Below are 20,840 nucleotides of genomic sequence, written 5' to 3'. Positions count from 1 at the left end.
GGGCTCAGCCTGCGCCAACGGCCAGCGCCTCCCGGTAGACCTCGGCCATCCCGCGGGCCGTGCCGCTCCACGTGAAGCCCGCCGCCCGGATGGGACCCGCGGCACGAAGCCGCAGCGCGAGGCCCTCGTCGGTCAGCGCGGCCCGCACTGCCGCCGCCAGCGCCGGCACGTCGTGGGGCGGCACGGTCAACGCCGCCTCGCCCGCGACCTCCGGCAGGCTCGAGGCGTTCGAGGTGACCACCGGCACGCCGCACGCCATCGCCTCCAGCACCGGCAGGCCGAACCCTTCGAACAAGGACGGGTAGACGAACGCGGCCGCGCCGCGATAGAGCGCCGGGAGATCCGCGTCGGCGACGCGCCCGAGCCGCACGACCCCTCCATCGAGGTCGGGGGATGCGAGGCGCTCCATCACCGGCTCGTAGCCCCAGCCGAGTCCCCCCGCCAGGGCGAGCCGGTGCGGGAGCCCCTCGCGGCGGACCCGCGCGAAGGCCTCCAGCATGCGCACGAGATTCTTCCGGGGCTCGATGGTCCCGACGAAGAGCACGTAGGGTCCGTCCACGCCATGACGCTCGAGCACCGCGGCGTCGTCGGGGCCCGCGTAGGGGGTGAATCGCGCCTCGTCGTAGCCGTCGGGCACGACCCGAATCTTGGCCTCATCCACGCTCGAGCGGCGCTTGAGCTCCTCGGCCGTCGCCCGGGAGGGGACGACGACCAGCCGGGCGCGTCCGCAGGCTCGCGGCACCATCCGGCGCAGATGGAAGCGGCTCAGCCTCGAGTGGAGCTCCGGGTGGCTCAAGAAGGTGACGTCCTGCACGGTGAGCACCGTGGGGGTTTTCCCGGTGTGGGGCAGGATGGAGTTCGTCGCGTGCACGAGATCGCCCTCGGGCAGCAGGGAGCGGAGCGAGACTCCCGAAAGCTGCGAGGCGAGCGAGAGTCCGCGCCACGCGCGGTCCCGCCACGTGAGCTCGCGCCGCGGAAGCTGAAGCAGCCACTCCGGCGCGTCGGCGTGGATGGGTCCGGCCGTGCTGTAGGGAGCAAGCTCGGGGGCGTCCGGCAGGACGCGCAACGCCTGCACCAGCTCGCGCACGTACCGGGCGTTTCCGGCGCCTTCGTGAACGCCGGCCGAGATGTCGATCACGACGCGCGGCACGCTCACCGCGCGCACAGCCAGAAGAGCTCGTCCCGATGCACCCGCAGCGAAGCGAGCGCCGCCCTCGGGCCGCCCCGCGCCCAGGCGGGGAGCGCCCGCCGCACCGCCTTGAGGAGCGTGAGCACGAACGACAGGGCGGTCACGACGGCCGGAGCGAGCCCGGGCCTGTGCTTGCGCATGAGGAGGACGTAGGCGCGCTGGATGAGCAAGCTGGTGCGCTCGCGGACCTTCCCGCGGCTGCCGCCCCAGCCATGGAGGACCAAGGCCTCGGGCAGGTAGGTCACGGTCCAGCCCGCTTTGTGGAGCCGCCAGCAGAGGTCCACGTCCTCGCCGAAGAAGAAGAAATCCTCGTCCAGCACCCCTACCTGATCGAGCGCCTCGCCGCGCAGGCAGAGGGCGGCCCCCGTGAGCTCGTCGACCTCGCAGGCTCGGCTGTAGTCGCGGCGCTCGAACCGGTCCGCGGTCACGCGGCGCACCCACATGGGCACCGGGGTGACCGCGATCACGGCCGCGAGCAGGGTTGGGAAGGCGCGCCCGCTGGGCTGCAGGGTTCCGTCGAAGTGGCGAAGCTGCGGTCCGCACGCGCCGGCCCTCGGGTGCGCGTCCATGAAGGCGACCAGCCGGGCCAACGCGTCCGGATTCACGCGCGTGTCCGAATTGAGGAGCATACGATACCGCCCGCGCGCGACCGTGAGCCCCTGGTTGCAGGCCTTGGCGAATCCGCGATTCCCAGGGTTCTCGATCGTCCGCACCCCGGGAAACTCGGCGCGCACCATGGTGGCGCTGCCGTCGCTCGAGGCGTTGTCGACCACGATCATCTCGGTCGCGGTGCCGGCCGAGCCCTCGACCGCCCGAAGGCAGTCCCGCAGCAGATCGCGCGTGTTCCAGCTGACGATGATGATGCTGACGTCGGGAGCGGTCATGGTTCGGACGCGGATCGAGCGCCTGTCCCGGATAGTAGCAGGAGACGCTTCCGTCCGGGAGGCGATTCGGGTAAAATTAGGCCGTATCCGCGCGGCAAAGCGCGGCTGCCCCTACCCAATCCTATGCTCACCAAGAATCGGCAGCTCTTCGCGACCGGCCTCTTCCTCCTCGACGGCCATCTGATCGCGGCCTCCTGGCTCGCCGCCTACTGGCTGCGCTTCTACGGGCTCGGCATGCCCGCGCCTCTCGGCGTCCCCCCGATCCAGCTCTATCTGTGGATCGGGGCCGTGCTCACGCCCGTCGCGCTGATGATCTTGCGTTCCCTTCATCTCTATCGCGCGACGCGCACGGTCCGCCTTTCGCAAGAGATCTTCTCCCTGGTCCAGGGGATCGTCGCCGTCACCGCGGTGGCCGGTCTCGGCTCCTATCTCTCGCGCGGGGAGCTGAGCCGGTCGGTGCTTCTCGTTTTCGCAGCCATCGCATCCCTGGCGCTCTGCGGCGCGCACACCGCCGTGCGCCTGGTCCTCCGCTCGATGAGGCGCAATCGGCGGAACCTCAGCCGCGTGCTGATCGTGGGTACCGGGGATCTCGCGACGGACCTGGAGCGCAAGATGACCTCGGGGCGCGATTTCGGGTTCGCGGTCGAGGGGATCGTGGCGGCCCATGTCTCGGAGGTCGGGCAGGCGGTCGGCTCCTCGCGTGTGATCGGGACCGTGGCTGAGCTTCCCGAGCTGGTCGAGCGGACGGGCGCGGAGCTCGTCTACCTGGCGCTGAACCGCTCCGAGTTCGAAGCGGAGGTGGAAGCGATGGAGCGGCTCAACGATTCGACCGCGGCGGTCAGGCTGGTGCCCGACCTCGCGCGCACGTTCACGCTGAACGCGAGCGTGGAGGACTTCGAGGGAACGCCCATCATTCTCATCACCGAGAGCCCCGGCCAAGGCTGGAACGCGGTCTTGAAGCGCGCGTTCGACTTCACCTTCTCGCTCATCGGGCTCATCGCCCTATCGCCGCTGCTTCTTCTGCTCGCCCTCGTCGTGAAGATGGATTCCCCGGGCCCCGCGCTCTACGCGCAGGAGCGCGTGGGGCTCAGCGGGAAGCGCTTCAAGATGTACAAATTTCGCACCATGCGCGCCGACGCGGAAGTGGGGGGAACGGCGGTGTGGACCCGTCCCGGAGATCCCAGGCGAACCCGTCTCGGATCGGTCCTGCGCCGCCTATCCCTGGACGAGCTGCCTCAGCTGTGGAACGTGCTCGTCGGCGACATGAGCCTCGTCGGCCCGCGCCCCGAGCGGCCGGTGTTCGTGAAGCAGTTCCGCGCCTCGATCCCGCGCTACATGCTGCGCCATCACGTCAAGGCGGGGATCACGGGCTGGGCGCAGGTGAATGGGCTCCGAGGCGATACGCCCCTCGATCGCCGGATCGAATACGATCTGTACTACATCCAGAACTGGTCCATGGGGTTCGACGTCAAGATTCTCCTCTTGACGCTGCTCCGCGTCTTCCGCGATCAGAGCGCGCACTAGATTCGGCCCTTCCAATAGGCGTTCCACGCGTAGTGGGCGTAGCATTGGAGCGCGGAGGGGAGAGAGAGCCTCTCCCGGTCGCGATAGACCTTCCACATGTGGAGCGCGGACCGGATTCTGTTCCTCGACGCCGAGCCGCGCACCATGCGATAGAGCGCGAGATCCCTCGGGATTCCTCGCGCCACCGCCCCCCGCCTGAGGAGGTCGTACCAGAGGGAGAGGTCCTCGTGCTGCGGAAGCGCCGGCATGCGCAGAGGACCGAGCTGGACACGATCGAGCATCACGGTCAGGCAGCCTATGATCGTGTTGCGAAGCAGGAAGCGGTAGTCGACGCGCTCGGGCGCGCGCACGGGCCGCCCCACCGGCTTCCCTTGCTCGTCGATGATGGAGTAGCCGGCGAAGCTGAAGACGGCTCCCGTCTCCCGCATGAAAGCGACCTGCACCTCGAGCTTCTCGGAGCGCCACACGTCATCGCTGTCGAGGAAGGCCACGAAGCGGCCGCGGGCCTCCTCCAGGGCGCGATTGCGTGCCGCCCCGGCCCCCTGCCGGGGGGACTGGAGGAAGAGCCGGATGCGTGGATCGGACGCCGCCCAGCGCTCCACGATCGCCTGCGTCCCGTCACCCGAGTCGTCGTCCACGATGATCATTTCCCAGTCGCGGAACGTCTGCGCCGCCACCGAGCGGATCGTCTCGTCGAGAAAACGGGCCGCGTCGTGGGCGGGCGTGATGACGGAAACCGTCGGCGGGGAGAGGACCGCCTCGGAGGGCGGGGACGCCTCCGGGAGGCGCGTCGGTTCCGGGGTCACGCCCGCTAGACTAGGACGCCCTCCGGCACCGGGCAAGGGGCGGAGGCCCCCGGTCGCGGCCCCCGGCCGCGGCTCCCCGACCGGGCTGCCCGGTTCCGTCGCACGGGGGAGGTGCCGTGTGATAAAGTGGGGAGCTTGAGCCCCGCGCTCCCGTTTCTGGAAATCGCTCCCTTCGCGTTTTTCTCGGCCCTCGCGCTGACGCCCCTCACGCGGCGGCTCGCCTGCGCCACCGGCTACGTGGATCAACCCGACCCTCGCAAGGCCCACACCAACGCGACGCCTCTCCTGGGGGGGGTCGCGATCGCGCTTGCCCTGGTCCTCGCCCCGATCCTCGCGAGCGTCCTCGGCGCCTCGGTCGTTGCTGCGCCCTCGATGGGGCTTGTCGCGGGGGCTCTCCTTGCGCTCGCGCTCGGCTTGATCGACGACCGCCGGCCGCTCGGTCCGCGCTGGAAGCTCCTGGGTCAGCTCGCCGCGGGCGCATGCCTCATCTGGTGGGGAACCGACGTCCCGGCGCTCCGTCAGAATCCGCTCTCGGGTTTGGTCGCGCTCTTCGGCGTCCTGACCCTGTTCAACGCGATCAACTTTCTCGACAACATGGACGGAATTCTGGGAGCGCTCATCCCGGTCACGGCGGGCGGATTCGCGGCGCTGGCGCTCATACACGACGCGCCGGTTCACCTCGCGCTCGCATGGGGCCTCATCGGAGCCTGCGCCGGCTTTCTCGTCTACAACGCTCCCCCCGCGCGAATCTTCTTGGGGGATGCGGGAAGCCATCTGCTCGGATTTGCGCTCGCCGCGCTCGCGCTTCAGTCGCTCGAGAAATCGCTCACGTGGCCGCACGTCGCGTCGCTCCTCGTGATTTTCGCGTATCCGTTATTCGACGTAATTTTCGTCGTCTGGGATCGCGTCCTCGGCCACCGGCCCTTCTACGTAGGGAGTATCGATCACACGACACATCGCTTGGGGAAGCTCTTCGGACGCTGGGGGACGATCGGTGTCGTCACCATGGTCGCATGTCTCAACACATCCCTCGGCGTATGGATTTGGGGGCGTTCCGATCCTTTGTCAATCGTCGGTGTCTTATGTGCTTCCGCGCTCACCTACGCTCTATTCGGGACCGCACTGCGACACATACGTCCCACCGGCCAGTTCGTCACTTGACAAAGTGTTTTTACACTTGTATTCTGACATGGCGCAAGGTGTAGGGCGCAACCTTGCCCTGCCGGTCAAACCAAGGGTGGGTGGAACGATGACGCAGCGTCCAGATCCGTCTCAGCCGAGGGATCCCAGCGCGTCCGAAATGCCCGAGATCGACCCTCTTGAGAGACTCAGCAGGGGCTTGACGCAGTGGGAACGCGAACTTCTCGCCGAACCAAGGTCTCCATCCCGATCACGTGTCGTATCCGATCTCGACCGCATCACGCACGTGCTGCAAGCGGCGCGCTCGGTCACGGGCACCCTCGATCTCAATGAGCTTCTGATCCGCGTCGTCGACGCCGTGATCCAAGTCGCGGATGCCGATCGCGGATTCCTGATGCTCATGCACGACGACGGAAAGCTCCACTTCGAAGTCGCGCGCAACAAAGACGAGAGCACCCTTCCTTCCGATGAATTCAATATCTCCTGGGGGATCGCCGAAGAGGCGGCCCACCGCCGCGAGACAGTGTGGGTTCCCGACGCCGTGGGCTCGTCGCTCTTTCAGGACCGAAAGAGCGTCCGCGAGCTCTCGCTCCGCACCGTGGTGGCGCTTCCCATCCTGAACTCCGGGCGCGTGCTCGGCGTGCTCTACATCGACTCCCATTCCATCACCCACGAGTTCACTCCCGACAGCATCACCCTTCTCGAGGGATTCGGGGCGCTCTGCTCGGTGGCGCTCGAAAACGCGAGGATGCACGAGGCGCTCAAGGATTCGAAGAGCCGCCTCGAAATCGAGAATCAAAACCTTCGCCGCGCGCTCAAGGAGGATTTCCGCTACGGACTCCTCGTCGGCCGGAGCCCCAAGATGCTCCGCGTCATCGAGCTGCTGGAGAAGGTCATCCCGACGCAGGTCTCCGTGCTGGTGCAGGGCGAGACCGGCACCGGAAAGGAGCTGATCGCGCGCGCGATCCATATGAACGGACCGCGTCGCGACAAGAATTTCGTCGCGGTGAACTGCGGGGCCCTCCCCGAGAATCTCCTCGAGAGCGAGCTGTTCGGCTACAAGAAGGGCGCCTTCACCGGCGCGGCGGAGGATCGGATCGGGCTCTTCGAGGCCGCGGACGGCGGCACGATCTTCCTCGACGAGGTCGGAGAGATGCCCGCCTCCTTACAGGTGAAGCTCCTTCGCGTCCTCCAAGACGGCCACATCCGCCGCGTCGGCGACACGATCTCGCGCAAGGTGGACGTGCGGCTGGTTGCGGCGACGAACCGCGACTTGAAGGGCGAAGTCGAGGGCGGACGCTTCCGCCAGGATCTCTTTTACAGACTGAACGTCGTGCCGATCGATGTTCCGCCCCTCCGGGAGCGCGGGGAGGACGTGCTCCTGCTCGCGCAGCATTTCCTCGACCAGTTCGCGAAGCAACAGCAGCGGAAGCTCCGCGGGCTTACCCCCGAGGCGCGGGAGCTATTGCTCCGGCACCCCTGGGCCGGGAACGTCCGGGAGCTGGAGAACGCCATGGCGCGCGCCGTGGCGCTCGCCGACGAGGGAGCGGCGCTCGAGCCGTCGCTCTTCGGACTCGGCGCTCCGGTGACACGGCGCTGGGACGGGCAGCACACCCTGCGTGAGACCCTGGACGCGGTCGAGGCCGATACGATCCGCGAGGCGTTGCGCCAATGCGACCAGAACGTGTCGCGGGCCGCGCGCGCGCTCGGCGTGAGCCGACAACACCTGCACAATCGGATGAACTCGCACGGCATCCGCCGCTCGCGGGTCTTGAACGAACCGGCCGGCTAGGGACGGACGAAGCCTAGTGGCGTCTCTGGCCGAGCGCCGTCTCGCCTCGCTGCGCGCGATTCTCATGCAGAGCGACGAGGGGATTCGCGCGCAGTTCCCCGAATACTTCCTGACGTACTACACGTACCTCCGCATTATACGGAATCCCCCCCGGATCGAGCATCTCTTCCAGAAGGCGCGCGACATGTACCGCTATCTCGAGGCGGAGAGCAAAGACGTCCTTGACCTGGGCGCGGGCTTCGGGCTCGAGGCGCTTCTCGTGGCGATGTACGGGGCGCGCCGTGTCGTCGCGACCGAAATCGATCAGGACATGGTCGAAGTGGGCCGGTACTTGGCCGAGCGCATGGATCCTCCGATGACGAACTTCGAATCGAAATATGGAGACGGCATCGCGATGCAATTCCCTTCGGCGAGCTTCGACGGGGTGATGGCGAACTGCGTCATCTCTCACGTGCGCGATCTGGAAGGATTTCTGGCCGAGGCGCACCGCCTGCTCCGGCCGGGAGGCGTCTTCTTCCTGAGCGATGAAAACAATTCCCTTTACCTGCCCGCGCGCCCCAGGCGCCGGCGGGGATGGCGCCAAATGGAAGCGGAACCCAACGGGCCCTACTTCGCCGCCCGTTTGGCGCTCATCGAAGAGCATTTTCCGCAAATCACGGGAAACGAGTTGCTCGAAGCGGCCCGGCTCACGCGGGGCTTGGTCGGGAAGGAGATTTTGAGCGCGGTCCGGGAATACCGGGAATCTCGCCTCATCAGCGCCCGTCCCGCCTTTCTCTACCGGCATCCGATCGATGGTCAATACCCCGAGCGGGAGCTGAGCCCCTTCTGGCTCATGCGGAAGTTTCGGGAGGCGGGGCTCAAGCCGGAGCTGCTTCCCGCCTTTTTTTCGAGGAAGATCGAGAACAATCCGCGCCAGTGGGTGAAGGACGTCCTTCGCTTCTTCTGCTCGCTCCTACCCCCTCTCTCCGTCTACGTCTGGCCGATCATGCGGCTTCGGGGGCGAAAACCCGTGTTGACACCCTCCGCCGGCGTCTCATAGTCTCGCGCCGATGCGAACCGGCGTTCTGAGCCGCGCGTCCGCGCGCGTTCCGTCCTTCGCAGCGCCGCTCACCGCGTCGCTTCTCGTCCTCCTTTTGCGCTCCGCGTTCGCCGTAGCGCCCGAGGTATCCCCCGCCGCCCCCGCGGACCTTCCGGCACCGACCTCCTTCACCGCCGGGGATCGTCCGGGTGATTCGGGGAACGCAATCCTTCTCACCTGGAAGGATCCGCCCGGGCTCGGCGACAGCGCGAGGCTCCAGATCCGCCGCGCCGTGCCGCCCGCGTACGACTGGAGCGAGATCGAAATGGTGAAGCCCGGCGTGGGGCGCTACGTGGACACCACCGCGAAGGACGGCACCGTCTACCGATACGAGATCCGCACGGTCTCGGCAGCCGATACCTCCAGCGCCGGCCCGCCGGTCGTGAGCGACCCGGTCGCCTCGCACGACAACTGGTTCCGGCCTGAGAAGACCAACTCCTTCATCGCTTCAGTGCTCTTCTTGGTGATCTTGCTGGCATCGATCGCCGCCGCCAAATCCGGGAAGAAGATCTTCATCCGGCGGATCGCGGGGCTGAATGCGGTGGACGAGGCGATCGGCCGCGCCACGGAGATCGGCAAGAAGGTGCTCTACGTGCCCGGGGTCCAGAGCATGGACGAGATCCAGACGATCGCGTCGATCGCGATCCTGGGGCATGTGGCGCGCGCCACGGCGCGGTACGGGACCGACCTCGACGTTCCAAACAAGGATCCGCTCACCTTCGCCTCGGCGCGGGAGGCCGTTCGCGGGGCTTATCTCGCGGAGGGAAGGCCGGACCTCTACCGCGAAGAGATGGTGAACTACGTGACCTACGATCAGTTCGCGTTCACCGCTGCTGTCTCGGCGAGGATGATCCGCGAGCGGCCGGCCGCGATTTTTCTCATCGGTTATTTCTTCGCGGAGTCGCTGATCCTGGCGGAGACGGGGCAGTCGACCGGGGCGATCCAGATTGCCGGCCAGGCGGACCCGACCCAGCTCCCGTTTTTCGTCGCGACGTGCGATTACACCCTGATCGGCGAAGAGCTCTACGCGGCGAGCGCCTACTTGACCCGCGAGCCCGTTCTCCTGGGTTCGATGCGCGGGCAGGACATCGCGAAGGCGATCGTCATCCTGCTCGGGATCGCCGGGATCATCGCGGCGAGCCTGGGCGCGACCTGGGTCGCGGCTCTGTTCAAGACCCAATGACCGCCCGGGGCGCGGAGACGCCATGAATCTCGAATTCGGCCGCGTTGCTCTCGTCTTCCTCTTCGCGATCATCCCGGTCGTTGGCATCGCTCTCGGGATCGGCTCCCCCGGACTCAGGGCGAGGCTCCCGCTCTTCGTGGGCTTCTTCGCCGGCGCGATCCCGATCATCTCGCTCTACGTCCCGAAGAAATTCCTCTCCGGCCCGACCGGGATGAGCCCACGGCTCGACCAATGGCTCATCATCGTCTACGCCTTCGCGATTCTGCTCGGGGTGGTGAACGTCCTCCAGAACAGCACGCGCAAGGTCGCGCGGCGCGAATCCGGATGGCCCTTCTCCATCGTCCTTCTGCTCGGGCTCTTCGTCACGGGAGGCTCGGGGATTTATGGCGCGATGTCACGCAAGGGGATCACCTTCCTGGCGGACGGAACGCCGACGCCATTCAAGTGGATCCAGGATCAATTCTTTCAGCCGCTCCAGTCCACGATCTTCGCGCTTCTCGCGTTCTTCATGGCGTCCGCCGCGTTCCGGGCGTTTCGGGCCAGGAACACCGAGGCGACGATCCTTCTGCTCGCGGGCGGGGTCGTCATGGCGGGGCGCGTTCCCCTTCTCGATTTCCTGGCGGCGCCGTTCCCGCCGCTCCACCCGGCGGCCGCGGCCGCCACCCAGGCGCTCGGGAAGCTGACGGAGTGGATCATGGACACGCCGAACGGCGCTGCTCAGTCCGGGATCATCATCGGCGCGGCGCTCGGCGCATCCTCGATGGCGATCCGGGTCATCCTCGGGATCGAGCGCGGCTATCTCGGGTTGGGGAGAGGGGAATAACATGGCGGGGATGGTCGACAAGCTCCTGGGCCTCGATCGGCGATGGATCTTCTTGTTCGTGCTGATCTGCGTCGGCACCCCGATCGTCCTGCCGATCGGGCTCCCCGTCACGACAACCGGCTCGACCCGCGCGGCCTTCGACTACATCGAATCGCTGAAGCCGGGGGACTACGTCTGGGTCTCCTTCGATTACGGTCCGTCCTCCGCCCCCGAGAACGATCCCATGGCTGAAGCGATCATGCGCCAATGCTTCACGAAAAAGATCCGGGTGATCGTATGTGCGCTCTATCCGCTGGGAGGCCTGGGTCTCGCGACCAATTCGCTCGCGAAAGTGACCGCCGAGTTTCCCAACCTGCGCTACGGCGAGGAGTACGTGAACCTGGGTTACAAGGACGGGGCCTCCGCGGTGATGAGGCGCTTGGGCGAGGATATTGCGGGAGCGTTCCCGACGGACGTGAAGGGGAGGCCACTCGCACAGGTTCCCATGATGCAAGGGCTCCGTAGTATCCGGCAGGTACAGCTCGTCTTCACGGCCGCGACGGGCATCATCGGGGAGTGGTGGATCACCCAGGTCCACTCCCAGATCGGAACCCCGGTCATCATCGGACCCACGGCGGTGAGCGCTCCGAAGTACTACGCCTACCTGAACGCGGGCCAGCTCGTGGGCATGCTGGGGGGCATGAAGGGAGCGGCCGAGTACGAGAAGCTGCTCGCGGCGCGCTACCCGGACCTGGCGCGCTTTTACCAAAGCACCCGTGGATTCACCGCGACCAAAGGAATGGACGGGCAAGCGGTGACCCACGCGGTCATCATCCTGTTCATCTTGATCGGGAACGTCGCGTACCTTAGCCGGCGCGCGGCGCAGAGGAAGGGAGCCTAGCGGTGCATATTCCGGGCCTCGAAACCTGGATCGCCGCGCTCCTCACGCTCGCGTGCATGAGCTTTCTCTACAAGGACAATCCCCTTTTCCGGTTCGCGGAGAGCCTCTTCGCGGGCATCTCCCTCGGCTACTTCATCGGGGTTACGCTGAATCAGACGCTCGTGCCGAACCTCATCCAGCCTCTGTTTCAGGACTTCCGGCAGAATTGGGATCTCTTGGTTCCGGGGCTGCTCGGCGTCCTTCTCTACATGCGGTACGTGCCCAAGATCGCCTGGATCTCACGCTTCGCGCTTTCGATCTACGTCGCGTATTACATCGGGCTCGATTTCACGCGCAGAATCCACGGCGAAGTGCTCCCACAGCTCGCGAGGGCGATCGTTCCGCTCACGCACTTCGATTCGCACACGATCTTCTATTCCCTGATTTTCGCCCTGGGCGTCTTCAGCGTGCTGATCTACTTCTTCTTCTCCAAGGAGCAGGACCAAGTCACGAGGCGCGTCGCGCGCCTGGGAATCTGGTTCCTCATGATCTCCTTCGGAGCCGCGTTCGGCTTCACCGTGATGGGGCGCGTGGCGCTCCTCATCGGCCGCCTCAACTTCCTGATCTTGGACTGGATCTACCCGATGGTGGGGCTCGGGTAGGAAGCGACGTCCGGGGGCTAGGGTTTCTTCCCCGCCGCGGCGGAAGCCTCGAAGTTGACCATCGGCACGGTGCCCTTGTTCCCCGCGGGATAGTCCACCGTCACGATGTCGCGAAGGGCCGCGATGCGCTGGGTCAGTCCGGCGACCGTGTCGGTGGCCGCGCGGATCCGTGCCACTTTGTCGCGGGCGTCGGGGGGCAGTCCGGGGTGAACGTTGAGGAGCTGGGCGTTCCCCTGGATCACTTGCAGAGGATTGTTGATCTCATGATTCAAGGCCACGGCCATGGCCGAGACCGCCTTCATCCGCTCGATCCGCAACCGTTCCTCGGAAGCCTGATGGAGCGCGATCGCGTTCCTCACCTTGAGCGGGATCTGGAACCGGATGTCGCATTCGGATAGCGGCTTCGTGAAGTAATCGATCGCTCCCAGCTCCAGGCTCCGCTGGATATCGTCCTGGGCGGTCGACGCGCTCGCCACGATGAAGGGGATCCTCGCGAGCGTCTCGCTCTTCCTCATGGCGATGATGACGTCGAAGCCGTTCTGGTGCGGCATCATGAGGTCGAGAACGAGGAGGTCGACCCTCTGACGCTCCATGATCTCGAGCGCTTCCTGCCCGCTCTCCGCCTCCGTGAAGGCGTAGTCCCCCTGGCGTAGCACCATCCTCAGGAGCTTCCGGCTGTGCGCCTCGTCGTCAACGATCAGCAGGTGGAACGGCATGGCCCCTCTTGGAGATCAACGTTTCGATCCGGCGGAGCAGCTCGTCCGCGCTCACGATCGGCTTCGAGATGTAATCGTCCGCACCGGACTCCTTGAGGAATTTCTCCTTGGAGCCCTTCATGGCGTGCGCCGTGGCCAGGAGCACCGGCACGTGGCGCGTCGTCGGGTCTCTCTTCAGCCGCCGCGTGATCTGCAAGCCGTCCACCGGCAATCCCTCGAGCTGACTGTTCGAAAGGGACACGTCCATGATCACGAGATCCACGGTGCCGGCCTGGATCTCCCGGATCACGAAGGACGGATCCTCGGTGATCTGGATCGTGTAGTTTCCCTTTCGCGTCAGGACGAGCTGGAAGAGCTTCGCGTTCATCGGGTCGTCTTCGACGATCAGGATTCGTTGAGACATGGATCCCTCTCCGCCCTCACCTGGGCGCCCGCCGGCCCGGCCGGGAACGCCAGAGTGACGCGAGTTCCCAGACCGGCTCCCTCGCTTTCCATCGAGATCCGGCCACCCATCCGCTGAACCAGCGACTTCGTGATGACAAGGCCAAGCCCCGTTCACTGGTGGCGGCGCTTGTAGGAACCGTCCACCTGGGAGAACTTCACGAAGAGACGGGACTGGTCGCGTTTCGCGATCCCGATCCCCGTGTCCTCGACCACGATATGGATTTCGGCGGGGCTCGCGTTTCGCCGCGCCTTGATCCTCACTTCACCTTTATCGGTAAACTTGACCGCGTTCCCAAGCAGGTTTAGGAGCACCTGACGGAGCCGGGCCGGATCGAGTTGCATCTGCAGGGGTTCGGCCGGAGTCTCGACCTCGAGCCTGATCCCTTTCCGGAGAGCCACGGCCCGCTGTGTCTCGACCGCCGCCAGGATGGTCGGGGTCGCATCTCCAGCCTCCAGAGCGAGTTCCAGCCGTCCCGCTTCCACCTTGGCCAGGTCCAGGATGTCATTGATGACGACGAGCAGGTGCTCGGCGCTCTCCCGGATCGAGCGGGCGAAAGAGAAACGCTCCTCCTCCGATTGGGCCACGTTCTGCTCGATCAACGTCGCGAATCCGATCACGGCGTTCAGGGGCGTCCGGAGCTCGTGGCTTGTGTTCGCGAGGAACTCGTTCTTCGTCCGGTTGGCTTCGGCCAGACCGTCGTTCGCGTGCTGGAGCTGCTCGTTGATCAGCTCGAGCTGCTCGGTCCGGGTCTGAATCTCGTGCTCCCGCTCGCGCCGCTCGCTGATATCCCGCCCGACGAGGACCCAGGCGCTTTCGTTCCCCTCGCGATCGACGGCTTTCGTGACGGTGGCTTCCGCCGGGAACTTGGTCCCGGGCTCCGTGCAGCAAATGAGCTCCCCCGAGAAGCCACCCGCTCCGCGCAGGACGGCGAGAAGGGGAGCCGCGCCCGGTCTCTCCGAGACCAGGAACAGCCCGTTGATCCCGCGTCCGTGAAGGCTCCCTCGGGAATCGGAGAGCGAGCGCAGGGCGGCCGGGTTGGCGTAGGTGACCTCCCCGTCGAGATCGAATCCCACCAGCATCTCGTCGGTGCTCCGCATGTAGGAGGCGAGGAGCTGATCGCGCGATTCGAGCTGGATTCTCTTGAGACCGTGCCCGAGCTGGGCGGCCATCCAGCGGATGAGGGTCACGTCCTCCGCGCCGAATCGGCGCGAAGCCGGAGCGAAGCACTGGAGCACGGCCGTCGTTTCGTCGTGCTCGACCACAGGCACGGCGCACACGTTGGGGTCCTGGCCCAAGTCGGCGATCTCCCCCGCGAACGCGTGTCGCGTGGAGCCGTCGCCGCTCCTCCCCGTCACGGCCTCGCGGCGGAACGCGGCGCGGCTCGCGAGGGACGAGGAGTCGGGGCCGATCGGGTCCGGAGTGAGCTCGAGACGCGCCTGCTCGTTCAGCCCTCGGGTAGCGAAGAGGGCGAGCGTCCCCTTGTCCCGGTCGCGCTTGAAGAGCGCCCAATGGGCAAACCCTGTGCCCTCGGCCATCGCGTCGAGCGCGTGTCGTGCCAGGTCCGATTCCACGCCCGCGCGGGTCATCGCTTCGGCCAGCCGGTGGATGCTCAGCCGGACATGGATGTTGCGGTTCCGCTCCAGCTCGAGCCGCCGCTTCTGGTAGCGGTGAAACCCCGTGAAGGCGATCCCGCAGAACGCGAGCGCATAGGCGAGCGCGGTCTCCACGCGGAATCGCCGCTCGGACACAAGCGCCAGCCCGGAGCCCACGTCCACGCCGACGATCGCGATCGCCCTCCCCTTGAGGTCCCGGATCGGAGCGTACCCGCTGAGCCAGCTTCCGCGCGGATCGCGCGAGAGCGCCCGGCTCGCCGTCGGACCGTCGAGCGCGGCCGCGATTTCCCGTCGCCCGCCCCCTTCGTAGAGGTCGCCGGCGTGGACCTTTCGCGTAGGATCGGTGCCCGCCTCGAGCGCGTAGCGCCAGGGGCCCGCCGATTTGCCTGGAATGAGGGCGTAGGCGCGGCGCACGTCCGGATTGGCCTGACGGGCCGTGACGAGACGAGAACGCAGGGCCTCGTATTCCGCGCCCGCCTCGGACTGGCGCGCTCTGAGCGCGCGGACCTCTTCGGCGGGAATGCCCGCCGCGATCGTCGCGGCCAGGGCCGCGACCCTAATTCGCCCCTCCTGACGAAGCTGCTCCGTAACGTGCGCCGCGACGCCATAGACCGCGAGCCCGGCCAAGCCGGCGGCGAGCGCCGTCATGACCATGTATCCCCGGCGGATGTCCAGCGGGCTCGGCTGCCCCGACGGGGCCTGCGCGAGGCCGCCCGAGGGCGCCTTCGATCTCGATTTCCCGGTCTTCATATGGTTTGGCGGAAAAGCCCCCATTCCTCGGACCTATCGGACGGAACCACAAGGAACTGCAGCGAAAAGGGTGGGTTTAAGGCTCGGTACGTCTTCTCTAGCGCTCGTCACCACAAGGGATTATCATTCCGCCCCGTGCGTCATGGCCCGTTCTTCGCCGTCCTGCTGGCCGTCCTGAGCGCGATCCCGGTCGTCGGCTGCTCGCGCAAGGCGGAAAGGCTCGTGGGGAGCGCCCGGCTGATACGCGGGCCGGGGGGCTTGGGCGCGACCGTGCGTTTCCTACGAAACCCCGACCGCGATACCTACGTGGAGCCGGGGACCGCCGACTTCGGCGACGTGCTGATCGTCGGCAGGGATACCACCTTTGAAGCGCGCACGTTCCTGGCCGTGGCGTCCTGGAAGCTGCCCGACACGACCCTCGCCGGGTTCTCGCCTGGAATGGTCTCGCTCGAGCTGAAGCGGGACACGACTCTTCTCGATGCCGGGGTCGTGAGCCTTTTCCTGGTCGCATCGCCGTGGGACACCGCGACCGTCGCGTGGCCGGGGCCCGCGCACCCGACGCTGCTCGGATCCGCCCAGGACGACCGCCCGGCGGCGGGCTCCTTCTCCCTTGCCTTGACGCCGGGCTCGTTCGATCTCGTCAAGCAATGGGCGCAAGACCCGGCCAGCGCCCCCGGGTTCGCCCTGGAGAGGACGGGCGATGGCTTGCTCGCCTACGTGCCCGGGGCCGCGGTGTTCCGCGTGCGCTACACGCACCTCGTATCGGGGAACGCGGTCCTGGACAGCGTCGACACGCGCGTGACCCAGGACTTCTATCTGCACGCCCCGATTTCTCCTCCTCCGACCGGCGCGGATACCTCGCTCGTGCTCGGCGGGCTCTTCAAGACGGCGCTCGCGCTCCACGTTCCACTGGACTCAATCCCGGCCGCGGTCTCGATCGACGAGGCCACGCTGATCCTGAATATCGTGGGAATCGAGGTTCCCGATTCCGGGGACGTGACCGACATCGTCCAAGTGAGAAGAATCCGGAACGTTTGGAGCGAGGGCATTACCGAGAAAGGGACCCTCACGATCGACGACGCGACTTCCTCCTCCCAGTCGTTGACCTCCGCCTACGCCGGCGCGGGTCGGCGGATCATCCTTCGCATTCCGGGAGCGCTTCTTCGGGAATGGGCCGCGACCTCCTCCTCCAACGAGGGGCTCTATGTTTCCCTGACCCATCCGGTGAACCGGACCAAGAAGTTCCAGGTCGGCTCGCGGGAATCATCGCGCCCGCCCGAGCTTCACGTTTCCTATACCCACCTTCCGCCGGTGCGCTTCTGATGCCGGCGCGCGCGGCCCTCTTCGTTCTCGCCCTCACGCTCGCCGCGGCGGGCCCTGCCCACGCGAACTCGATCCTCTCGATCGGCGGTCTGGGCGAGCCCCAGCTCGAAGAGCCGGCGCGCCTCCGCGCCCTTGGCGGGGCGGGCGTGGCCGAGCACGGTCCCCGCGAGATCTCCCTGGTCAACCCGGCCTCGCTTTCCGAGGTCGAGCGCATCCTCCTCGAGGTGACCGTGCTTCCCGCGTTTCGCCGTGTGAACGCCGCGTCGGTGCCGGTGGAGACGGTGCGCGAAACCACGTTCCCCTCCGCGCGCGCCGCGATCGCGCTTCCCGGGGGCTTGGTGCTCGGGGCGAGCTACGTGGCGGGAACCGACGCCGAGTTCTCGGTCGCGCGCGAGGACACCGCCGGAGCGCGCTCGACCGTCACGGTCGACGGGAGCGGCGGCATCAACTTTCTGCGGGTGAGCCTGGCGCGGCGGATCGTCCCGGCGCTTCGCCTCGGGGTCGATTGGGAGGTGATCGCGGGCAGCTATCGTGAATCGTGGGTCCGCACCTTCTCCGACTCGGGTCTCGCGACCGCCCGCGACAGCCTCGACGTGAGATATCCGAAGAAGGGGCGTTGGCGCTTCGGCGCCCAGCTCGTCAAGAAGGATTGGGCGGTGGGGGCCGCCTTCGAAACGTCGCAACACCTTCCGCTCGATGTGACCCGGGCGACGATCGGCGCGTCGGAGCGCTTTTCGGGCGGGCAGCTTGAGATTCCGCCGGGCCTCGTCCTCGGCGCCTCGGCTCCGCTCCGGCCGCGCCTCCGCGCCGTCGCACAGTACCGCCGCGCGGGCTGGAGCCGGTCTTCCCTCCAGAGCGACCTGGTCGATTTTCGTGCGCAGGAGCGGTTTTCGGTGGGGCTCGAGCGCAAACGAGCCACGGAGGAGGAGCGGTCCTTATGGGCGCGGCTCCCCCTTCGGGTCGGAGGCTACCTTCTCCGGTGGCCCGATCTCCTTCCGCGGGCCGGCGCCCAGGACGTGAACGGCGGCACCGCCGCGATCGATGAGCGCGCGCTTACGCTGGGAGCGGGGCTGGTGACGAAGGACAATGGAGGGGGTCTGGACGTGTCGCTCGAGCTGGGATCCCGCGGAGATCGAAGCGAGCTCGGCGTGAGCGAGCGTTTCGTGAGGCTCGGAATCTCCTTCCTCGTGAGCGACGAGACGTGGAAGGGGAGCTTCCACAAATAGAGGGTTCAACGCCCATGTGGTCCTTCACGACGCCCATCCCCCCTGTGCTCGGCGATTGTCTCCTCGCGGTTTATCTTGTCGTGTGGGTGATTTTCGCGGTCTACGGCCTTCATCGGATCCACCTGATCCGCCTTTTCCGGCGCCGGGACCGGGCGGCAAGGCCTCCCGCGGATCCGGAATCATGGCCCTCCGTCACGGTCCAGCTTCCGGTCTACAACGAGCGATACGTCGTGCACAGGCTGATCGAGGCCGCGGGCGCGATCGATTACCCGCGCGATCGCCTCGAGATCCAGGTGCTGGATGATTCGACCGACCTGAGCCGCGAGATCGCGGCGCACAAGGTGGCGGAGCTGCGCGCGCTCGGGACCGATGTGGTGCACCTCACGCGCGACGATCGCCAAGGGTTCAAGGCCGGGGCGCTCCAGCGCGGCCTCGAGCGCGCCAAGGGCGAGTTCCTCGCGATCTTCGACGCGGACTTCGTTCCTCCCCGTTCGATCCTTCGCGAGATGGTTCCCTATTTCAGCGATCCCGCCGTGGGGATGGTGCAGTCCCGGTGGCAGCACCTGAATCAGGACTATTCGATTCTCGCCCAGGCCCAGGCGATCTCGCTGGACGGGCACTTCGTGATCGAGCACGCGGCGCGAATGAGCGGGCGACGCTTCTTCAACTTCAACGGGACCGCGGGCGTCTTGCGGAAGGCGTGTGTCGTGGACGCGGGCGGCTGGCAGTCGGACACGCTCACCGAGGACCTCGACCTGAGTTACCGGGCCCAGCTTCGGGGCTGGCGGTTCGTCTTTGCGCCACACGTGCTCTGCCCCTCGGAGCTGCCGGTCGAGATGAACGCGTTCAAGGCCCAGCAGCACCGATGGGTGAAGGGATCCATCCAGGTCGCGCGAAAGCTCCTTCCGATCGTCTGGCGCTCGCGCGTGACGCTCGGGGTCAAGGTGGAAGCTTCCTTTCACCTGACGTACAACGTGGCGTACGTCTTCCTGCTCCTCTTGTCGCTGATCGTCTATCCCGTCGTGCTGGCGCGCTATCGGACCGGGAGCACGCCGTACACGATCGCGGACTCGATCCTATTCTTGATCGCGACCAGCTCCGTGATTTTCTATTTCGGGTATGCGCAGCGGGAATCGAGACCGGACTGGAAGCGGCAGCTTCGATACCTGCCTTTCGTCATGTCGCTCGGGATGGGGCTTTCGGTCACGAACACGCGGGCCGTCCTCGAAGCCTTGGTGGGCCACAAGAGCCCGTTTCACCGCACGCCCAAGTTTCGGATCGAACGCCGGGGGGATCCCTGGCGCGGAAAACGCTACCGCTCGCCGCTCGACGGCTGGGCGCTTCTCGAGATTGCGCTGGGGCTCTATTTCGTGTGGACGATGTTGAGCCTCGCCCACGCGAAAGTGTACGCGCCGCTGCCGTTTTTCCTTCTCTACCTCTTTGGATTCCTCTACGTGGGAGTGCTCTCGCTCGTCCACGCGCGCGCGCGGTCCTGATCCCTCTTGCGGCCGGCCCGCACGAGCCTCCACGCGGCGGCAAGGGCCCAGGCCCCGACCAGACCTCCGTACTCCACCCACAGGACCCATCCCGGAAGCGTCCAGACACCCGTGCCGCGGTACAGCGGAAGCGGCACGTAGGAGAGCGCGAGCAGCCCCGAGAAGGCGAGCATCCCCCAGTCCGCGTGGAGCGGAAGAAACGCCACGACCGGGACGGCGTACCACGGGAATACCGTCGGGCTCAGCAAGAGGAACGCAACCATCGAGGCGAACGCAGCGCCGCTCGCGGATCGCGCGCGCCACGCGATCGCGAGCGTGGCGGCGATGCCCGCCCCCGCGAGGATGCGCCGGATCCGGATCTCGGAATCGATCGTTTCCCGGAGCAGGTGGAAGAGCGCTCCGTTGAACTCCCAGTGCCGCGCGTAGGTCCTGAGCCCGGTGGCGAGCGCCGGGCCCGCCCCGAGAAAGGGAGCCGCGAGGAGCGCCGCGGCCACGGCTGCCACGCCGAGGAGGAGCCATGCGCGGCGTCGGATCAGCCATGGAAGGATCAGCCCCGGCACATACTTCGTGAGCACCGCCAGGGCGAAGGAGAGCCCCGCCCATGCCGCGCGCTTTCTCTCATAGAGCGAGACCATCGTCACGAGGAAGGCCGCCGCGGCCAGATCGACGTGCCCGCTCCCAAAGCTTTCGACCAGCACGAGGGGATTCCAGTAGTAGAGTAGTAGTCGCTCGCTCGGGAGCCCTCGCCGTCTCAGGAGGTCGAGCAGAGCGTAGAGGAGGATGGATTCGAGCAGGAGGAGCGCGAGCTTCCAGGCGAGCGGCGTCGCCGAAACGAGCGCGACCGCCCCGAAGAGGATCTGCGCCGCGGGGGGGTAGATCGTGGGAACGCCGGCGTGGTTCAGGTGGTGGATGAGCTCCGAGTGGTAGCGCTCGAGCGCGGGATCGGAAGGCGCGTGCGGAAAGGGATTCACCCCGTGGGCCACGAGCCGGCCGTCCCAGAGATAGCGGTAGACGTCTTCCGATAGCGTGGGCGGGGCCGGGATGATGGAGGCGCGCGCCAAGAGCCCGACGGCCAGCACGATCGGAAGCCCCGAGGCGCGCGGCGCGCGGGAAGCCGCACCCGGTTCGGCGCCGGCGGGCGCGGTCCGCAACACCCACCGCGCGGCGGCCAGATACGCGGCGTGGGCCGCCCCCCAGAGAAGCAGCATCGTCCGGGTCCGCTCGCCCAGATCGCCCAGCATCGCGATCGAGGCGGACGAGGTCACAATCAGCGCGCCCAAGGAGAGGAGAACCCAGCGGTGACGATTCACCGACACTCGACCGCCGCGGAG

The 20,840-nt window shown here is 66.9% G+C and carries 19 protein-coding genes; 11 read left to right on the top strand and 8 right to left on the bottom strand.

Annotation, left to right across the window (positions count from 1 at the left end; all coding sequences use genetic code 11):
* Positions 1-4 precede the first annotated feature (4 nt).
* Together E6K76_11030 and E6K76_11025 are read right to left on the bottom strand one after the other, a co-directional pair.
* On the bottom strand, positions 5-1,630 hold the full coding sequence (locus tag E6K76_11030; GenBank protein ID TMQ57269.1) for a glycosyltransferase family 4 protein: 1,626 nt from the start codon (positions 1,628-1,630) through the stop codon (positions 5-7).
* Positions 1,153-2,073 carry a glycosyltransferase family 2 protein gene (locus E6K76_11025; GenBank protein TMQ57268.1) on the bottom strand — a complete coding sequence of 307 codons (921 nt, stop codon included), beginning with the start codon at positions 2,071-2,073 and terminating at the stop codon, positions 1,153-1,155. Before E6K76_11025 ends, E6K76_11030 begins: the two co-directional genes overlap by 478 nt.
* A 123-nt stretch (positions 2,074-2,196) precedes the next feature.
* Between E6K76_11025 and E6K76_11020 the strand changes: the two genes are divergently transcribed.
* The gene (locus E6K76_11020) at positions 2,197-3,597 is read left to right on the top strand and encodes an undecaprenyl-phosphate glucose phosphotransferase (GenBank protein TMQ57267.1); all 1,401 of its coding nucleotides are present in this window, start codon (positions 2,197-2,199) and stop codon (positions 3,595-3,597) included.
* Here E6K76_11020 and E6K76_11015 read toward each other — a convergent pair.
* A complete protein-coding gene (locus E6K76_11015; protein TMQ57266.1) occupies positions 3,594-4,403 on the bottom strand; it encodes a glycosyltransferase family 2 protein in 810 nt (269 codons plus the stop codon). The two genes, E6K76_11020 and E6K76_11015, sit on opposite strands and share 4 nt — an antisense overlap.
* 135 nt (positions 4,404-4,538) lie before the next feature.
* Here E6K76_11015 and E6K76_11010 point away from each other — a divergent pair, with 135 nt between their 5' ends.
* The 7 genes from E6K76_11010 (at position 4,539) to E6K76_10980 (ending at position 11,940) form a co-directional block, all read left to right on the top strand.
* The gene (locus E6K76_11010) at positions 4,539-5,564 is read left to right on the top strand and encodes an undecaprenyl/decaprenyl-phosphate alpha-N-acetylglucosaminyl 1-phosphate transferase (GenBank protein ID TMQ57265.1); all 1,026 of its coding nucleotides are present in this window, start codon (positions 4,539-4,541) and stop codon (positions 5,562-5,564) included.
* Positions 5,565-5,592: 28 nt separating this feature from the next.
* Positions 5,593-7,335, top strand: a complete 1,743-nt coding sequence (locus E6K76_11005) for a GAF domain-containing protein (protein ID TMQ57264.1) — start codon at positions 5,593-5,595, stop codon at positions 7,333-7,335.
* A 16-nt stretch (positions 7,336-7,351) separates the two neighbouring features.
* The gene (locus E6K76_11000) at positions 7,352-8,374 is read left to right on the top strand and encodes a class I SAM-dependent methyltransferase (protein TMQ57263.1); all 1,023 of its coding nucleotides are present in this window, start codon (positions 7,352-7,354) and stop codon (positions 8,372-8,374) included.
* A 481-nt stretch (positions 8,375-8,855) separates the two neighbouring features.
* Positions 8,856-9,596 (top strand): hypothetical protein, encoded by a 741-nt coding sequence (locus E6K76_10995; protein ID TMQ57279.1) that lies wholly within the window; start codon positions 8,856-8,858, stop codon positions 9,594-9,596.
* A 22-nt stretch (positions 9,597-9,618) separates the two neighbouring features.
* Positions 9,619-10,419, top strand: a complete 801-nt coding sequence (locus E6K76_10990) for a hypothetical protein (GenBank protein ID TMQ57262.1) — start codon at positions 9,619-9,621, stop codon at positions 10,417-10,419.
* A gap of 1 nt (position 10,420) precedes the next feature.
* Positions 10,421-11,299: a hypothetical protein gene (locus tag E6K76_10985; GenBank protein TMQ57261.1), complete on the top strand. Its 879-nt coding sequence runs from the start codon at positions 10,421-10,423 to the stop codon at positions 11,297-11,299.
* Positions 11,300-11,301: 2 nt separating this feature from the next.
* Positions 11,302-11,940 (top strand): hypothetical protein, encoded by a 639-nt coding sequence (locus E6K76_10980; GenBank protein ID TMQ57260.1) that lies wholly within the window; start codon positions 11,302-11,304, stop codon positions 11,938-11,940.
* Positions 11,941-11,957: 17 nt separating this feature from the next.
* Here E6K76_10980 and E6K76_10975 read toward each other — a convergent pair whose 3' ends face one another.
* From E6K76_10975 to E6K76_10960, 4 genes are read right to left on the bottom strand one after another with little or no spacing between them, the layout of a single operon-like run.
* Positions 11,958-12,656, bottom strand: a complete 699-nt coding sequence (locus E6K76_10975; protein ID TMQ57259.1) for a response regulator — start codon at positions 12,654-12,656, stop codon at positions 11,958-11,960.
* Entirely contained in the window at positions 12,631-13,059 is a 429-nt protein-coding gene (locus tag E6K76_10970) for a response regulator (GenBank protein TMQ57258.1), read from the bottom strand. The genes E6K76_10975 and E6K76_10970 overlap by 26 nt, the downstream gene beginning before the upstream one ends.
* Positions 13,041-13,193, bottom strand: coding sequence for a hypothetical protein (locus E6K76_10965; protein ID TMQ57278.1), 153 nt, complete (start codon positions 13,191-13,193; stop codon positions 13,041-13,043). The genes E6K76_10970 and E6K76_10965 overlap by 19 nt, the downstream gene beginning before the upstream one ends.
* A gap of 18 nt (positions 13,194-13,211) precedes the next feature.
* Positions 13,212-15,488: a PAS domain-containing protein gene (locus E6K76_10960; protein TMQ57257.1), complete on the bottom strand. Its 2,277-nt coding sequence runs from the start codon at positions 15,486-15,488 to the stop codon at positions 13,212-13,214.
* Positions 15,489-15,599: 111 nt separating this feature from the next.
* Here E6K76_10960 and E6K76_10955 point away from each other — a divergent pair, with 111 nt between their 5' ends.
* The 3 genes from E6K76_10955 to E6K76_10945 are packed head-to-tail and all read left to right on the top strand — an operon-like array spanning position 15,600 to position 19,509.
* A complete protein-coding gene (locus E6K76_10955) occupies positions 15,600-16,787 on the top strand; it encodes a hypothetical protein (protein TMQ57256.1) in 1,188 nt (395 codons plus the stop codon).
* Positions 16,787-18,013 (top strand): hypothetical protein, encoded by a 1,227-nt coding sequence (locus E6K76_10950; protein ID TMQ57255.1) that lies wholly within the window; start codon positions 16,787-16,789, stop codon positions 18,011-18,013. The genes E6K76_10955 and E6K76_10950 overlap by 1 nt, the downstream gene beginning before the upstream one ends.
* A gap of 14 nt (positions 18,014-18,027) precedes the next feature.
* Positions 18,028-19,509 (top strand): glycosyltransferase, encoded by a 1,482-nt coding sequence (locus tag E6K76_10945; GenBank protein ID TMQ57254.1) that lies wholly within the window; start codon positions 18,028-18,030, stop codon positions 19,507-19,509.
* Here E6K76_10945 and E6K76_10940 read toward each other — a convergent pair.
* A complete protein-coding gene (locus E6K76_10940; protein ID TMQ57253.1) occupies positions 19,464-20,819 on the bottom strand; it encodes a DUF2029 domain-containing protein in 1,356 nt (451 codons plus the stop codon). The genes E6K76_10945 and E6K76_10940 overlap by 46 nt on opposite strands.
* Between the last annotated feature and the right edge of the window lie 21 nt (positions 20,820-20,840).

It is taken from the genome of Candidatus Eisenbacteria bacterium (assembly GCA_005893275.1).
GTDB lineage: Bacteria > Eisenbacteria > RBG-16-71-46 > SZUA-252 > SZUA-252 > WS-7.
Note: the sequence above shows the minus strand (reverse complement) of the source record. Positions and strands in the feature narration are given on the sequence as shown.

What these genes read in the sequence shown, in the direction of transcription:
- E6K76_10975 (TMQ57259.1), bottom strand. Translation starts at nt 12,656, where the DNA reads ATGCCGTTCCACCTGCTGATCGTTGACGACGAGGCGCACAGCCGGAAG.
- E6K76_10990 (TMQ57262.1), top strand. Translation starts at nt 9,619, where the DNA reads ATGAATCTCGAATTCGGCCGCGTTGCTCTCGTCTTCCTCTTCGCGATC.
- E6K76_11005 (TMQ57264.1), top strand. Translation starts at nt 5,593, where the DNA reads ATGGCGCAAGGTGTAGGGCGCAACCTTGCCCTGCCGGTCAAACCAAGG.
- E6K76_10985 (TMQ57261.1), top strand. Translation starts at nt 10,421, where the DNA reads ATGGCGGGGATGGTCGACAAGCTCCTGGGCCTCGATCGGCGATGGATC.
- E6K76_11020 (TMQ57267.1), top strand. Translation starts at nt 2,197, where the DNA reads ATGCTCACCAAGAATCGGCAGCTCTTCGCGACCGGCCTCTTCCTCCTC.
- E6K76_10960 (TMQ57257.1), bottom strand. Translation starts at nt 15,488, where the DNA reads ATGGGGGCTTTTCCGCCAAACCATATGAAGACCGGGAAATCGAGATCG.
- E6K76_11025 (TMQ57268.1), bottom strand. Translation starts at nt 2,073, where the DNA reads ATGACCGCTCCCGACGTCAGCATCATCATCGTCAGCTGGAACACGCGC.
- E6K76_10970 (TMQ57258.1), bottom strand. Translation starts at nt 13,059, where the DNA reads ATGTCTCAACGAATCCTGATCGTCGAAGACGACCCGATGAACGCGAAG.
- E6K76_10945 (TMQ57254.1), top strand. Translation starts at nt 18,028, where the DNA reads ATGTGGTCCTTCACGACGCCCATCCCCCCTGTGCTCGGCGATTGTCTC.
- E6K76_10950 (TMQ57255.1), top strand. Translation starts at nt 16,787, where the DNA reads ATGCCGGCGCGCGCGGCCCTCTTCGTTCTCGCCCTCACGCTCGCCGCG.